This window comes from Sphingopyxis alaskensis RB2256, from assembly GCF_000013985.1.
In the GTDB taxonomy this organism is placed as follows: Bacteria; Pseudomonadota; Alphaproteobacteria; order Sphingomonadales; family Sphingomonadaceae; genus Sphingopyxis; species Sphingopyxis alaskensis.
Genome location: NC_008048.1, coordinates 2,013,843 through 2,029,251, shown reverse-complemented (window position 1 = coordinate 2,029,251; position 15,409 = coordinate 2,013,843). Strand labels below are relative to the sequence as shown.

The following is a 15,409-nucleotide window of genomic DNA, read 5'->3' as shown; positions in this document are numbered from 1 at the left end:
TTGCGATGTACGATCAGTATTATGGTTTCACCGGCCGTCCGTTCCAGCTGACGCCAGATCCGCATTTCTATTTCGAGAGCGGGACGCACCGCAAGGCGATGTCCTATCTGGGCTATGGCCTCGCGCAGGGCGAGGGCTTCATCGTCATCACCGGCGACGTCGGTGCGGGCAAGACGACGCTCGTCGGCCATCTGATGAACACGATCGACCCCAGCCGGCTGACCGCGGTCAAGCTGGTGTCGACGCAGGTTGAGGGCGACGATCTGCTCCGCCTTGTCGCCGAACAATTCGGCATCGACTGGGAAGGGCAGAGCAAGGCCGAACTGCTGCGGTCGATGGAACAATATCTGCGCGAACAGGCGCGCGCGGGCAAACGCACGCTGCTGATCGTCGATGAGGGACAAAATCTCGCCGTTTCGGCGCTCGAAGAACTGCGGATGCTGTCGAACTTCCAGCTCGGCGGTCATTCGCTCCTGCAAATCTTCCTGCTCGGCCAGCCCGAGTTCCGCCAGACGCTGTTCCACTCGCCGACGCTCGAGCAATTGCGCCAGCGCGTGATCGCGACGCATCACCTCGACCCGATGGAGCCCGAAGAGGTCGAACCCTATATCCTCCACCGTCTCGGCAAGGTCGGCTGGACGGGCAACCCCAGCTTCAGCCCCGACGCTTTCGAGGAAATCTTCGATTACAGCGAAGGCGTGCCGCGCAAGCTCAATGTGCTGGTCAGCCGCCTGCTGCTGTATGGCGCGGTCGAACAGATGAACCGCATCACCGCGCAGAATGTCCGCTCGGTGATCGCCGAGATCGAGGCCGACCGCGGCATCGACGCATCGACGCTCGCGCCGCTGCCGGTCGAGGAGGTCGTCGCGGCCGCCGCCACCGCCGCCGCACCGACCCCGGCGCCCTTTGCGCCGCCCGCCGCGGCGAACGAAACGGCATCCGAATGGCCGCGCCGCGTGGACGAGCCTGCTGCCGACGCCCCCGCGCCCTTCGCCGCGCCAGCCGAACCAGCGCGCATTGTCGCGCTGGCCTCGCAGCCTGTCGCCGAGGCAGAAGATACCGCGTCCGCGGTTCCGGCGGTCGATCCAGACCATCTCGCCGCGCTGGAAAAGCAGGTTGCATCGCTCGAGGCGCGGCTCGTCGAACAGGACGAAGCGCTGCGCCGTGTGCTCGACCTGCTCATCGAATGGGTCGAGCGCGATCCCGAAAACGCGCCCAATCCGGCAAAGTCGCAGACCTGGGCGGCCTGACAGCCCGGCCGAAACCGGCTATCGGGCCTGCGAAGGTGAGGAAAGATGCAGAACGGCCTGTCGGTCGATGTCGAGGACTGGTTTCAGGTCGGCGCCTTTGAGCGCACGATCGACCGCGCCGACTGGCCGACGCTCGAATGCCGGGTCGAGGCGAATTGCGACGCGGTGCTGAAGATTTTCGCCGATGCGGGGGTGAAAGGCACATTTTTCACATTGGGCTGGGTCGCCGAACGCTATCCGGCGCTGATCCGCCGCATCGTCGCGGCGGGGCACGAACTGGCGAGCCACGGCTATGACCACAAGCGCGTGTTCGCGATGACGGCGGACGAGTTTGCGGCCGACCTTCTGAAAACGCGCGCGATCCTTGAAGACATCGGCGGCGTCGCCGTGCGCGGTTATCGCGCGCCCAGCTTTTCGGTCGACGCACGCACGCCCTGGGCCCATCCTGTGCTCGCCGAACAGGGCTATGCCTATTCGTCAAGCGTCGCGCCGGTGGTCCACGACCATTATGGCTGGCCGCAAAGCCCGCGCCATGCGTGGCGGCCGGTCACGGGCAGCGACCTCGTCGAATGGCCGGTGACGACCGCGCGTTTCGCCGGGCGGACGCTGGCGGCGGGCGGCGGCGGCTTCATGCGAATGCTGCCCTATGGCTTCACGCGCTGGGCGATCGCGCAAATGAATGCCGAGGGGCATCCGGCGATCCTCTATTTCCATCCGTGGGAGATCGACCCCGGCCAACCGCGCGTCGCCGATGCGTCGATCCGGTCGAAGATCCGTCATTACAGCGGCTTGTCGGCCATGGCGGGCAAGCTGAAGAAACTGCTCGCCGATTTCGACTGGACGCGCGCCGACGCGCTGCTGCCCGCGCAGCAGCAGCGCGCTGCGCCTTGGCAGGCCGCGGCGTGAATGCGCTCGCCGACCCGGCGATGAAGGCGTTCGCTGGCACACCGCTGTCCGACGCGGCCGAATGGGACGCCTATGTCGCGGCCCATCCGCAGGCGACACCGTTCCACAGCCGAGCGTGGTGTGAGGCGATCACCAGGGCGACCGGGCATCGATGCCATCTGGTGACCGCGCGCGATGCGCGCGGCGGCCTGACCGGGCTGCTGCCGCTGCACCACATCCGCTCGCCACTGTTCGGGCAGGCGCTCGTCGGTAGCGGCTTTGCCGTCGGCGGCGGCATCTTGGCCGACGATCGCGCCGTGGCCGCGACGCTGGCAAGCGGCGCGGCGGAGATGGCGCGGGCACTCGGCGTGCCGTCGGTCGAACTACGCGGCGGCCCGCTGCCCGAAGGCGAGGGCTGGATGCGCGACGAGGGCGTCTATGCGGGCTTTGCGCGCGACCTCGCCGGTGATGACGACGCCGAACTGCTCGCCATCCCGCGCAAGCAGCGCGCCGAGGTGCGCAAGGCGCGGGCGAGCGCGCTGACCGTTACCATCGGGCGTGACGATGCTGAACGGGACGATCATTATCGCGTTTACGCCACCAGCGTCCGCAATCTTGGCACGCCCGTTTTTCCCAAGAGCCTGTTCGATGCGGTGCTCGACGCCTTTGGCGAGGGTGCCGACATATTGACCGTGCGCGACGGCGGACGGCCGATAGCCAGTGTGCTCAGTCTTTATTGGCGCGGCGTGGTGATGCCCTATTGGGGCGGTGGGCTCGCCGACGCGCGGCGCCTCCGTGCCAATGAGTTGATGTATTTCGCTTTGATGAGTCACGCTCGGGCGAGGCAGTGCATCGCTTTCGATTTCGGGCGGTCGAAGGTCGGCACCGGTCCCTGTTACTACAAGAAGAATTGGGGTTTCGAGCCGCAGCCGCTCGCCTATGCGCGCTGGCTCGCGCCGGGGCGGCGCGCGCGCGATACCAATCCGAACAGCGCGAAATACCGGATGCAGGTCGATCTGTGGAAGCGGCTGCCGCTGTGGGCGGCGAACCGCATCGGCCCGCTGATCGCGCGCGGATTGGGGTGAACGGGCGTGGCCAATATCCCCTCGTCATTGCGAGCCGCAGGCGAAGCAATCTCCAGAAGGCGGCCTTGTGCGCGGTCGATGGCTGGAGATTGCCGCGTCGCCTTCGGCTCCTCACAATGATGGAGTAGGGGGCGATGCCTGAAATCCTGTTCCTCGTGCATCGCGCGCCGTGGCCGCCCGACCGCGGCGACCGCATCCGCAGCTGGCATATGTTCGAGGCGCTGGCGAAACTGGCGCCGGTGCATGTGGCGGCGCTCGCCGATAATGATGCCGATGCCGCACTTGCGCGCGCGAAACTGGCGCCGCTTTGCAAGAGCCTGGCGATCGAAGGGCGCCGGGTGTCGCGTCCGATCGCCTTGGCAGAGGCCGTGCTGCGCCGTGAGCCGGTGTCGATCCACCTGTTTCGGAGCAAGGCCCTGGCGCGTCAGGTCGATGCGCTGATCGGGCGGGGCGACATCAGCCATATCGTCGCCTTTTCGGGGCAGATGGCGCAATATCTGCCCGCCCGGTTCGACGGCCCGGTGCTGATGGATTTCGTCGACGTCGATTCGGCCAAGTTCGGCGCCTACGCCAAGCAGGACAGGCGCCAGCCGCTCAACTGGGTGCATCGGCGCGAGGCGCGGGTGCTCGGCGCCTATGAGGTCGGGATCGCGCGGCGCGTCGCCGCCAGCCTGTTCGTCAGCGAGGCCGAAGCGGCGCTCTTTCGGCAAAAGAGCGGGTTGGCGGCCGATAAGGTGCTGGCGGTCGGGAACGGGATCGACACCGATCGTTTCGACCCGGCGCTGCCGTTTGATCCGGTGGGTCATGGCGACGGGCCGCTTGCGGTGTTCACCGGGCAGATGGACTATCGCCCCAATATCGACGCGGCGCGCTGGTTCGCCGCCGATATTTTGCCGCTGATCCGGCGGCGACACCCCGCGGCGCGCTTCGCGGTCGTCGGGCGCGCGCCGAGCGCGGAGGTGCGCGCGCTCGCGAAGCAGCCCGGCGTGATCGTGACCGGCGAAGTGCCCGACGTGCGGCCGTGGCTTGCCGCCGCCGACGCGGTGGTGGCCCCGCTCCTGCTCGCGCGCGGTGTGCAGAACAAATTGCTCGAGGCGATGGCGATGGCGCGACCGGTAGTGGCGAGCGCCGCCGCGGCGACGGGAATCGACGCGGCGCCGGGCGAACATCTGCTCGTCGCGGATGATGCCGCGGCGATGGCCGACGCGGTGTGCATGCTGTTCGGCGATCGCGATGCGGCGGCGCACATGGGACAGGCGGCACGCGCACGGATGATCGCGCGCTATGGCTGGGACGCGCGCATGGCGCCGCTTGGCGCATTGCTGGGGCTGCCCGCATGACACGCTGGCAGCGCCATCTGGTCACGCTGGCCTTGCTGGCGGCGGTGATCCTCGCGCTCTTCTGGCGCGACGCCGCCGACATGGCGGGCATCTGGTGGAACAGTTCGACCTTTACCCATTGCCTGCTGATGGTGCCGCTGATCGGCTGGCTGGTCGCGCAGCGGATCGACCTGTTGCGCCCGCTGGCGCCGACCTTCTGGTGGCCCGCGTTGCTGTGGATGACGGGGGCGGGGTGCGTCTGGCTCGTCGGCGAGGCGGCGGGGGTGGCGTTGTTCCGCCAGCTCGGCCTCGTGCTGATGCTCCAGGGCGCGGTGGGCGTCGCGCTCGGCGAAAAGCTGGTGCGCGGGCTGCTCTTCCCGCTCGCCTATGCGCTGCTGCTCGTTCCCTTCGGCGAGGAGCTGGTGCCGCTGCTCCAGACCTTTACCGCACATATCAGCGTCGCGCTGCTCCACCTGTCGGGCTTCGCTGCCGAGATGCAGGGCGTGTTCATCACCACGCGCGCGGGTTTTTTCGAGGTGGCCGAGGAATGTTCGGGAGTCAATTTCCTGATCGCGATGCTCGCCTATGCCGCGTTCGCGGCGCATCTTTGCTTCAAGAGCTGGACGCGGCGGATCGTCTTTGTCGTCGCCGCGCTCGCGACGACGATCCTGGCCAATGCGCTGCGCGCCTATGGGACGATGCTCGCGGCCGAGGTCTGGGGGATCGAGGCGGCGGGCGGGATCGACCATATTGTCTATGGCTGGATCTTCTTCGGCCTCGTCATCCTGATCGTGATGCTGGCGGCGCGGCGCTGGTTCGACCGGCCCGCGAACGACGCCGCCGTGGATGTGCGTGGGCTGGAGGGGCCGATCCGTTTTGCGGGGCCGGGCCGCGCGGTGCTGCCCGCCGCCTTGCTCTTGCCGCTGCTGTTCGCCGCATGGGGTCTGCTCGTCGCCGGGCGCAGCGCGCCGTTGCCGCCCACCATGGCGGTCGAGGCGCCGCCGGGCTGGCGCGAAGCGCGTGTCGGCGGCATCCCCTGGACGCCGCGCTTCGACGGCGCCGACCAGCGGCTTTTGCGGCACTTTGCGAACGCGAAGGGGCAGGTCGTGACCGTCGCGATCGGCGGTTATGAGCGCCAGGCCGAGGGGCGCGAGGTCGTCGCCTTCGGGCAGGGCGCGGTCGATCCCGACAGCCGATGGGCGTGGAGCGCGGCGCTGCCCGCCGTCGATGGGGGCAAGACCGAACGCCTGCTGCACCCCGGCCCGGTGCTGCGCGACGCCGCGACCTGGTATGTCGTCGGCGGCGACGTGACGGGCAGCGCGCGTTCGGCCAAGCTGGCGGGGCTGAAAGCGCGCCTTGCCGGCGGCGACCCGCGCGCGCTGACGCTGATCGTGTCGAGCGAGACGGCGCAGGGCGGGCGCGATGCGATCAGGGATTTCGTTTCCGCGTCGGGCGGAGCCAGGGCGATGGCTGACCGCGCGCTCAAAAGCCGCTAGGACCGACCCATGTGCGGCATCGCGGGCATCTATCATCTTGAGACCGCGAAACCGGTCGATCCGGCGCGGCTGCGCGCGATGCTCCAGCCGATGCAGCATCGCGGCCCCGACGGGTCGGGCGAATGGACCGCGCCCGGCGTCGGGCTGGCGCACCTGCGCCTCTCGATCATCGACATTGCGGGCAGCCCGCAGCCGATGGCGAGCGACGATGAGGCGGTGACGCTCACCTACAACGGCGAAATCTATAACTTCCGCGAACTGCGCGCCGAACTCGAGGATCGCGGGCACCGTTTCCGCACCAGCGGCGATACCGAGGTCATCATCGCGGCGTGGCGGCAATGGGGGCCCGAATGCCTGTCGCGGCTCAACGGCATGTTCGCCTTTGCGATCCACGACCATGCGCGCGGCTGCCTGTTCCTCGCGCGCGACCGGCTGGGGGTGAAGCCGCTGCACTATGCGCGGCTGGCGGACGGATCGGTGGCGTTCGCGTCGGAACTGAAAGGGTTGCTGCGCCATCCCCTGCTGCGGCAGGAAGCCAGTTTCTCCGCGGTCGAGGATTTCTTCGCGCTCGGCTATGTCCCCGACGACAATTGCATCGTTGCGGGGATCGAGAAGCTGCCCGCCGGGCATTATCTGATGCTCGAACGCGGCAAGGGCGTGCCCGCGCCGACCTGCTGGTGGGCGCCCGATTTTTCGCGGCGGATCAAGGCGAGCGAGGGCGAGGCGGCCGAACATCTGGTTTATCTGATGCGCGCCGCCGTGACCGACCGCATGGTCGCCGACGTGCCCTTGGGCGCCTTTCTGTCGGGCGGGGTCGATTCGAGCGCGGTCGTCGCGCTGATGGCCGAGGCGAGCGCGAAGGCGGTCAAGACCTGCACGATCGGGTTCGACCAAGCGGCGCTCGACGAGACGGCCTATGCGCAGCAAATCGCCGAGCGCTTCGCGACCGATCACCGCACGCGCACGGTGGCGGCGGGCGATTTCGCGCTGATCGACCGGATCGCCGACATGTTCGACGAACCCTTTGCCGACGCGAGCGCGCTGCCGACGTACCGGGTGTGCGAGCTGGCGCGCGAGGAGGTGACGGTGGCTTTGTCGGGCGACGGCGCCGACGAGGCGTTTGCGGGCTATCGGCGGCTGGTGTTCCAGCATCAGGAAGAAAAGCTGCGCGGGCTGATCCCCGGTTTCCTGCGCCGCGGTGTGCTGGGCCCGCTATCGCATGTCTGGCCGCAGATGGACTGGGCGCCGCGTCCGCTCCGCGCGCGTGCAACGCTCGCCAGCCTGTCGAAGAGCGGCGCGGAGGGTTATGCCGAGGCGGTCGGGGTGACGGGACCGGTGCAGCGCGCGCGGCTGTTCAACGATGCAGCGATCCGCGGGCTGGGCGATCATGTCGCCGAGGGGCGATACTGGAAGGCGATGGCGGAGGCGCCCGCGCGCGAACCGCTCGACCGCGCGCAATATGCCGACCTCAAAATCTGGCTGCCCGGCGACATTTTGACCAAGACCGACCGGATGAGCATGGCGGTCAGCCTGGAGGCGCGCGAGCCTTTGCTCGATTACCGGCTCGTCGAGTTCGCCGCGAGCCTGCCCGCGTCGATGCGGGTCAAGGGCGGCACGGGCAAGGCGCTATTGAAGCAGGCGATGGAACGCTATCTGCCGCACGACATCCTCTATCGGCCCAAGATGGGGTTCGTGACGCCAGTGTCGGCCTGGTTCCGCGGCGCGCTCGCCCAGCAGGCGAAGGCGCTGGCAACCTCGTCTACGCTTGCCCGGAGCGGCTGGTTCGACATGGCCGAGATCGAGCGGATCGTCGCCGCGCACCAGTCGGGCCGCCGCGACCATGGGCGGTTGATCTGGCAATTTTTCATGCTGGAAAAGTCGCTGGCGAAGCTGTTCGGGATCTGATCCCGGTGCGTCCGCTTGGAAGGTCGGGGCCGTCAGTCGTTTTGGCCAAAGGTCAGTAAAGGTCAGCCTTGTGCGTCAAGCAGCTTGCCGCGCCTGCCGGACATGCGCGCCCGCCTGCTGCGCACGCCTGCTGGCCGGGCGGCGATCGCTTTTGTCCACATATTGAAAGCGCCGGGATGAAGGCTGGCACAGGCGGTGCATGTAGGACAGCGTTTTTTTGTGGATGTCCGGTTTGGGGTGGTGAAATCAACCCCTCCCCTGAAGGGGAGGGGCTTTATGGCCGCAATTGGTCGAATACCACCATCTCATTCGGCTTCGCGCGGCACGCCCCCCGCTCAAATCGCCACCCCATTTTAACGCTTCGCTGCTAATCTCTCGCCGATGACGGTCCATCCTGCCTTTCCGGTCAGCAGCATCGACGCCGCGCCGCTGACGGTGCGCGTGGTCGATCCGCTGGCGCTGTCGGAGGGGCTGGCGGCGGCGTGGGACGGGCTGGCGGGCGAGGCAAGCGAGCCCAATCCCTTTGCCGAACGCTGGTGCCTGCAATCGGCACTGCACCTGCTCGATCCCGAACGCCAAGCGCGGCTTATCGTCGTGCAGGGCGGCGCGGACGGGCCGCTGATCGGCGTGATGCCGCTCGCACCCGCGGCGCGTTACAGCCGCCTGCCGCTGCGTCACGCCGTGGGCTGGGCGCACCCCAATCATTTTCACGGCGCGCCTCTGGTGCGCGCAGGTTTTGAAAGCCTGTTCTGGTCGATCCTGCTCGGCTGGTGCGATGCGGCGCCCTGGGCGCGCACCTTGCTGCATGTGCCGCGATTGACCGAGGACGGGCCGCTCCACCGCGCGCTGATCGATGCGGCGCGGGGGCGTGGTGGCGAGGCCGTGGTCGTCCACCGCGAGGAGCGTGCGCTGCTCGCAAGCGACCTCTCGCCCGCCGCCTATTGGGACGCAGCGGTGCGCGCGAAGAAGCGCAAGGAATTGAGGCGGCAGGCGAACCGGCTCGCCGATGAGGGTGTGGTGCAATTTCGCCGGTGGCAGGCGGGCGATCCGCCGGGTCCGTGGATCGACGCCTTCCTCGCCCTGGAGGCGCGCGGCTGGAAGGGGCGCGCGGGATCGGCGCTTGCGAGTAACAGCGACACCCAGGCCTGGTTCCGCGCCATCGTGCCCGCCGCCGCCGCGGCGGGGCGGCTCGACATGCGCGCGCTCGACCTCGATGGCCGCCCGCTGGCAATGCTCGTCAACTTCCTGTGCCCGCCCGGCGGCTTTTCGTTCAAGACCGCGTTCGATGAGGATTATGCACGCTTTTCGCCGGGCGTCCTGTTGCAACAGGCGAATCTGGACCTGCTCGACGACCCGCGCATCGAATGGGTCGACAGCTGCGCCGCGCCCGGCCATCCGATGATCGACAGCGTCTGGCGCGAACGCCGTGCGCTCGTCTGGGTCAACGTCCCGCTGACAGGGCGCTCCGACCGGCTGCGTTTTGCGATGCTGATGCGCGCCGAGCGAATGTGGCGGCGCTGGAAGGGTGCCGCTCAGCACGCCGATGAAGTGGAAAGCCCGACATGACCGTGCATCAGACGATCAACCGCCCCGTCTTTCCGGCTGAAACGCTGGCAAGCATGGCCACGCTTTATCCGGCGCAGGCGGGGCTGCTCCACCACAACCTGCCCGACCATCCCCTGCTGTCGATCGAGGCGCTGGCGCGGCTTGGCGAGACGCTGTCCGCGAGCGCGGTCGAATATAACCCCGGCAATCTGCCCGTCGGCATCCGGCCCGAGGATGTCCCCTCGAACGGGCTGTCGATTGGCGAGACGATCCGCACGATCGACACCAACGGCAGTTGGGCGGTGCTCAAGAATATCGAGACGATGCCCGACTATCGCGCGCTCTTGATGGACCTGCTCGGCGAGCTGGAATCGGTGGTGGTGCCGCGCACCGGGGCGATGCTGACGCCGCAGGGCTTTATCTTCATCTCGTCGCCGGGGTCGATCACGCCGTTCCACTTCGACCCCGAACATAATATCCTGCTCCAGCTGCGCGGCACGAAGGTGATGAATGTCTGGCCCGCGGGCGACGAACGCTTTGCGCGCCGCATCGAACATGAACGCTATCACACCGGCGGGCATCGCAACCTGCCGTGGGACGAGGCGTTTCGCGGCGGCGAGCAGCAGGTGCCGCTTGGCCCCGGCGATGCCGTGCTGATGCCCGTGATGGCGCCGCATTTCGTCGTCAATGGCGATGCACCGTCGATTTCGCTGTCGATCACCTGGCGCAGCGAATGGAGCTATCGCGAGGCCGAGGCGCATGCCGCCAACGCCGCGTTGCGCCGCATGGGGCTGGACCCCGCCATGCCACCGCGCTGGCCGCGCCATGCGCGGGCAAAGAGCCTGGGCTGGCGCATCGCCCGCAAGCTGCGGCTGGTCGGTGAGCGACTGTGACAGATTGCTTTCAATTGGCCCGAATTGCGGTTATGGGCGCGCATCCTGATATTTTGAGCCCATAGAGGATCGATGGCGAAAGAAGAACTTCTGGAAATGCGCGGCCAGGTGGTCGAACTGCTGCCCAACGCGATGTTTCGCGTCAAACTGGAAAACGACCACGAGATTCTGGGCCACACCGCGGGCAAGATGCGCAAGAACCGCATCCGCGTGCTCGTCGGCGACGAAGTGCTCGTCGAACTCACGCCCTATGACCTGACCAAGGGTCGGATCACCTATCGCTTCAAGTGAGCGGCGCGGCGACCATGCCCGCCCTCGTGCTTGCCTCGACCTCGCCGCGTCGGCGCGAATTGCTGGCGCGGATAGGCGTCATGCCCGCGCGTATTGCCGCTCCCGAAATCGACGAGACGCCGCTGAAGGGCGAGCTGCCGCGCGACTATGTCGTCCGCCTTGCGCGCGGCAAGGCGCTGGCGGTTGCGCGGGCGCCGGACGAGGTTGTGCTCGCGGGCGACACCACCGTCTCGGTCGGGCGCCGAATCCTTGAAAAACCGGCCGACGAGCCTGACCTGCGGCGGATGCTCGGCTTGCTGTCGGGCCGTCGCCATCATGTCTGGTCGGGTGTGTGCGTCGTCGGCACCGACGGCAAGGCCCGTGTGCGCGCGGTCGATACGATCGTCGCCTTCAAGGCGCTGTCGGCCGCCGAGATCGACGCCTATGTCGCGAGTGGCGAGGGGATGGGAAAGGCCGGGGGCTATGCGATCCAGGGCCGCGCCGAGGCCTTTGTCCGCTTCCTGTCGGGTAGCCATTCCAATGTCGTTGGCTTGCCGTTGTTCGAAACGCGGGCGCTTTTGAGCAGCGTGGGAATCCCGCTTGGCTGAGTGGCTTTACGAGGCCGGGATCGGCGAGGCGCGCGCGGCGCTGGTCGTGGATGGCCGTATCGTCGAGGCGCGGATCGAGCGTGACGATGAAGGGCCGCGCGTCGGTGCGGTCGTCGCCGCAAGGTTGATCGAGGCGGGGCGGAGCGGCAGGGACGCACTGGTCGCGCTCGACTGGCCAGGCGAACCGCCGGCGACGCTCGGCGACGTCCCGCCCGGCACCTCGACAGGCGCGCGGATCGCCGTCGAGATCACCCGCATGGCGCTTTGCGAGCGCGGCCGCGACAAGCCCGCGCGCGCGCGGATGGCCGAACCGGGCGCCGTGCCGGGCGATGGCCCCGATTTGCGTGCTCGAATCGCGGCAAGTGGTGTGCCGGTGAACCTGCTGCATCCGACGGCCGCCGACCGGCTCGAAGCGGCGGGGTGGAGCGAGATGATCGATTGTGTACGCACGGGGCACTGGCCCTTCGCGGGCGGCGCGCTGTGGGTCGATGCGACCCCGGCGATGGTGCTGATCGACATCGATGGCGAGGGTGACGCGCTGGCGCTCGCCAAGACAGGCGCGGTCGAGGCGGCGGCGGTTATCCGCTGTTGCGGCATCGGCGGGTCGATCGGCATCGATTTTCCGTCGCTGCCGGGACGCGCGGAACGGCGGGCGATCGACGCTGCGATCGACGCCGCGCTGCCGCCGCCTTTCGAGCGCACGGCGGTCAACGGATTTGGTTTCATGCAGATCATCCGGCGCCGCGATCGGCCATCGCTGATCGAACAGGTGCGGCTCGATCCCGTGCGGACCGACGCCGCGCTGCTGCTGCGGCGCGCGGAGCGCGCGGTCGGGGCGGGCGTGTTGACGCTGACCGCGCGCGGCGCAGTGATCGACCATATCGCAGCGCGCCCAGGCTGGATCGCGCAGCTCGAACAACGCTGCGGACGCCCGATCCGGCTGGTCGCCGACCCCGCGGCGACAGGAGGCGGCCATGCCCAGTAAATCCCCGCGCTGTCCGCTCTGCGGCAAGCCGCGCGATCCCGCCTTCAAGCCCTTTTGCAGCCGCGGTTGCCGCGACCGCGATCTGCTCCGCTGGTTCGGCGAGGATTATCGCGTGCCGGCCCAGCAGGCGCCCGATGGCACCGCCGACGATGATCGTTTCGACGACGGATAATTCGCCAACAAAGGTGCTGGACAGGACGCAACGCCCTGCCTATAGCCGCCGCTCGCCAGCGCGGCCGTCGGGCCGCAAGCGCCTCGCCTGGGTAGCTCAGTTGGTAGAGCATGCGACTGAAAATCGCAGTGTCGGCGGTTCGATCCCGTCCCCAGGCACCACCTTTCCGGCATCCCGATCGATCATATGCTCGTGATCGTAGAGTGATGGCTTCCGTAGCGTAAACTGTTGCTTTTGTGTCACTAATCGACAGAAAAGCCGAGGTTTTACACGCGCGCGCGTTGACGCGAAGCCGGGGTGCGCTAGACCGGCCACCAACCGCCGGGCATCTCCCGACAAGCCTTTGGCTGCGCCGCGGCGGTTTTGGAGAGAGAGAACCAAGCCATGACTTTGCGCAACATCCTGTTGGGCGCCACCATGCTGTGCGCCGCGACCACTCCCGCCCTCGCCTTTGCCCAGGACACGGCCCCCGCGACGCCAGCCGCCACCGACGACGGCACGGAAACGTTTGACGACGCCGATTATGGCAATGACATCATCGTCACCGCCACCGGTCGCGCGCAACGGTCGCAGGATATTCCGATCGCGGTCAATGTGGTCGGCGGCGAGCAGCTGGAAAACTCCGGCATCAGCGACATTCGCGGGCTTCGCCAGATCGCGCCCAGCTTTCAGGCGACGACCGGCCAGTCCACGGCCACCGGCGTCGTGCTGCGCATTCGCGGTATCGGCACCGCGGGCGACAACCCCGGCTTCGAACCCTCGGTCGGCGTTTTTGTCGATGGCGTTTTTCGCGCGCGGGCAGGCCTTGCGCTGGCCGACCTGCCGCCGATCGACCGCGTCGAGGTGCTGCGCGGGCCGCAGGGCACGCTGTTCGGTCGCAACACCTCGGCCGGCGCGCTCAACATCATCACGCAAAAACCGAGCTTCAACCTCGGTGGTTATGCCGAGGCGAGCTATGGCAATCTGGACGAGATCGAGCTGAAGGCCGGCGTCACGGGGCCGGTATCCGAAACGCTCGCAGTGCGGCTCGACGGCGGTTATCACAAGCGCGACGGCTATATCAAAGACGTCAACAGCGACCGCCGTTTCAACGATCTCGACCGCTGGTCGGTGCGCGGACAGGCCTTGTTCGAAAAGGACGATGTCTCGTTCCGCCTGATCGCCGACTATGCCCGGACCGACGAACAATGCTGCGGCGCGCTCAACACCAATTCGGGCTTTGCGCAGCCGGGCACGCCGGCCTTTGCCGCGAGCGCGGTCATCCAGGGGCTCGCCGCCGCGAACGGCCTGACGGGCATCGTGACGCCCTTCAATCCGAAGGATCGCGAAGTCGCCTATTCGCCCGCGCGCGACCTCACCGAAAAAATGCGCGAATGGGGCGTGTCGGGCCAGCTTGACTGGGATCTGGGCGGCGTCGAGCTGACGTCGATCACCGCGTGGCGCGACTGGAAGGCGACGCGCGGCATGGATGTCGACTTCTCCGGCATCGACCGCGCCTATCGCGAGAATATGCCGATCGGGATGCGCGACTTCACGCAGGAAATCCGCCTGAAGGGCACGGCGTTCGACGATCATGTCGACTGGCTGATCGGCGGCTTCTATCTCAACGAAAAGCTCAACTACACCGAACGCACCCGCTTTGGCACGCAGGGCGCGCAATATGTCGATGCCTTCATCAACGCGCTGACCGATGCGTCGGTGCCCGGTCCGACGGGCTTCCAGATTTTCCAGTCGATCCCCAATGCGCCGCTGGTGGGCCAGGTGCTGCTGGCGTCGAACCCGCAGCTCGCGGCCGCCGCGGCGCAGGCGGGCGTGCTCGACACCTTCCTGACGCCGCTTCCGGGGCCGCAGGCGGGGCAGGGTCAGGTCGGCGACCGTTACCGCGTCGATACCCAAGCCTTTGCGCTGTTCACGCACAATATCATCGACTTCAACGACAATGTCTCGCTGACCCTTGGCCTGCGCTACAATCATGAATCGAAGAAGCTGGACGCCGACCTGCAGTCGAACCTGCCGGGCTGCGCGACCTTGCAGAGCACACGCTACGGCCTCTATCGTCAGGCGCTCCAGGGTCTGCCGTCGGGGCTTGGCAATGCGATCTTCAACCTCGTCTGCAATCCCGTCGTCAATCCCGAGTTCAACGGCATCTATCGCGACAAGCGCAGCGAGAGCAAGCTGACCGGAACCGCCAAGCTGTCGGTCAAGCTCGACGAGCGCGTCATGGTCTATGGCGGTTATGACCGCGGCTATAAATCGGGCGGCTACAACCTCGACCGCGGTTCGTTCGACACCGCGTTCCTCGGTGGCAACGGCGCGCAGGCGTCGGACCTCGAGTTCGGGAATGAAGATGTCGATTCGTTCGAGTTCGGTGTGAAGACCGACCTGAGCACGGCGTTCCAGTTCAACGCCAACGCCTTCTACACCGAGCTCAAGGGCTATCAGAATCTGGCGTTCGAGGGGAACAACTTCGTCGTCCAGAACTTCGACAAGGTGGTGGCGCAGGGCGTCGAGCTGGAATCGATTATCCGTCCCGCGCCGAACCTCAACATCATGCTCGGCTATTCCTATATCGATACCGAGGTGAAGGATCCGGTCGCCGGGCCGGACAATGGCCTGCCGCTCACCAATTCGCCCAAGCATGTCGTCACCGGCGCGGTCACCTGGACCCCGCAGCTCAGCAGCAATGTCGGCGGCCTGCTGCATGTCGACTGGCGCATGAACAGCGACGCAAACACGATCAACGATCCGGTCGCGGTGCCGTTCACGACCAACGACGGCTATACGATCGTCAATGCGCGGGCGGGGCTGAACTTCGGACCCGACCAGAATTATGCGGTCGAGTTCTACGTCGAGAATCTGTTCAACAAATATTACAACATCACGGCGTTCCCGATCCCCGAACAAAGCGCGAGCTTCGCCGTCTATCCGGCGCCGCCGCGCCTCTATGGGGTGAAGCTGCGCGCCAAGTTCTGATCGACGCGCCGATCCTTCGGGAT

Annotated in this window: 13 protein-coding genes and 1 tRNA gene; all 14 read left to right on the top strand. The window is 67.2% G+C overall.

The genetic code is table 11. From position 1 onward, the window contains the following. Positions 1-5 precede the first annotated feature (5 nt). The 14 genes from SALA_RS09780 to SALA_RS09715 all read left to right on the top strand — a co-directional run bounded on the left by SALA_RS09780 (position 6) and on the right by SALA_RS09715 (position 15,386). Complete coding sequence (locus SALA_RS09780; RefSeq protein WP_011542212.1) at positions 6-1,250, top strand: XrtA/PEP-CTERM system-associated ATPase; 1,245 nt, start codon at positions 6-8, stop codon at positions 1,248-1,250. Positions 1,251-1,295: 45 nt separating this feature from the next. Next, positions 1,296-2,156, top strand: a complete 861-nt coding sequence (locus tag SALA_RS09775) for an XrtA system polysaccharide deacetylase (protein WP_011542211.1) — start codon at positions 1,296-1,298, stop codon at positions 2,154-2,156. A 20-nt stretch (positions 2,157-2,176) separates the two neighbouring features. Next, positions 2,177-3,220 (top strand): FemAB family XrtA/PEP-CTERM system-associated protein, encoded by a 1,044-nt coding sequence (locus tag SALA_RS09770; RefSeq protein WP_049754739.1) that lies wholly within the window; start codon positions 2,177-2,179, stop codon positions 3,218-3,220. 134 nt (positions 3,221-3,354) lie between these two features. Continuing rightward, positions 3,355-4,560: a TIGR03087 family PEP-CTERM/XrtA system glycosyltransferase gene (locus tag SALA_RS09765; RefSeq protein ID WP_011542209.1), complete on the top strand. Its 1,206-nt coding sequence runs from the start codon at positions 3,355-3,357 to the stop codon at positions 4,558-4,560. Then, the gene (locus SALA_RS09760; RefSeq protein ID WP_011542208.1) at positions 4,557-6,035 is read left to right on the top strand and encodes an EpsI domain-containing exosortase; all 1,479 of its coding nucleotides are present in this window, start codon (positions 4,557-4,559) and stop codon (positions 6,033-6,035) included. Before SALA_RS09765 ends, SALA_RS09760 begins: the two co-directional genes overlap by 4 nt. A 9-nt stretch (positions 6,036-6,044) precedes the next feature. Then, a complete protein-coding gene (locus SALA_RS09755; RefSeq protein WP_011542207.1) occupies positions 6,045-7,940 on the top strand; it encodes an XrtA/PEP-CTERM system amidotransferase in 1,896 nt (631 codons plus the stop codon). 381 nt (positions 7,941-8,321) lie between these two features. Beyond that, positions 8,322-9,506: a GNAT family N-acetyltransferase gene (locus SALA_RS09750; protein WP_011542206.1), complete on the top strand. Its 1,185-nt coding sequence runs from the start codon at positions 8,322-8,324 to the stop codon at positions 9,504-9,506. After that, the gene (locus tag SALA_RS09745) at positions 9,503-10,378 is read left to right on the top strand and encodes a transcriptional regulator (RefSeq protein ID WP_011542205.1); all 876 of its coding nucleotides are present in this window, start codon (positions 9,503-9,505) and stop codon (positions 10,376-10,378) included. Before SALA_RS09750 ends, SALA_RS09745 begins: the two co-directional genes overlap by 4 nt. 72 nt (positions 10,379-10,450) lie before the next feature. Continuing rightward, complete coding sequence (gene infA, locus SALA_RS09740) at positions 10,451-10,669, top strand: translation initiation factor IF-1 (RefSeq protein WP_010162480.1); 219 nt, start codon at positions 10,451-10,453, stop codon at positions 10,667-10,669. A 14-nt stretch (positions 10,670-10,683) separates the two neighbouring features. Next, positions 10,684-11,256 (top strand): Maf family protein, encoded by a 573-nt coding sequence (locus SALA_RS09735; protein WP_011542204.1) that lies wholly within the window; start codon positions 10,684-10,686, stop codon positions 11,254-11,256. Further along, the gene (locus tag SALA_RS09730; protein ID WP_011542203.1) at positions 11,249-12,241 is read left to right on the top strand and encodes a ribonuclease; all 993 of its coding nucleotides are present in this window, start codon (positions 11,249-11,251) and stop codon (positions 12,239-12,241) included. The genes SALA_RS09735 and SALA_RS09730 overlap by 8 nt, the downstream gene beginning before the upstream one ends. After that, positions 12,231-12,413 carry a DNA gyrase inhibitor YacG gene (locus SALA_RS09725; RefSeq protein ID WP_041383227.1) on the top strand — a complete coding sequence of 61 codons (183 nt, stop codon included), beginning with the start codon at positions 12,231-12,233 and terminating at the stop codon, positions 12,411-12,413. The genes SALA_RS09730 and SALA_RS09725 overlap by 11 nt, the downstream gene beginning before the upstream one ends. Before the next feature lie 85 nt (positions 12,414-12,498). Beyond that, a tRNA-Phe gene (locus SALA_RS09720) sits at positions 12,499-12,574 on the top strand. A 223-nt stretch (positions 12,575-12,797) separates the two neighbouring features. After that, positions 12,798-15,386 carry a TonB-dependent receptor gene (locus SALA_RS09715; protein ID WP_011542202.1) on the top strand — a complete coding sequence of 863 codons (2,589 nt, stop codon included), beginning with the start codon at positions 12,798-12,800 and terminating at the stop codon, positions 15,384-15,386. The last annotated feature ends 23 nt before the right edge of the window (positions 15,387-15,409 follow it).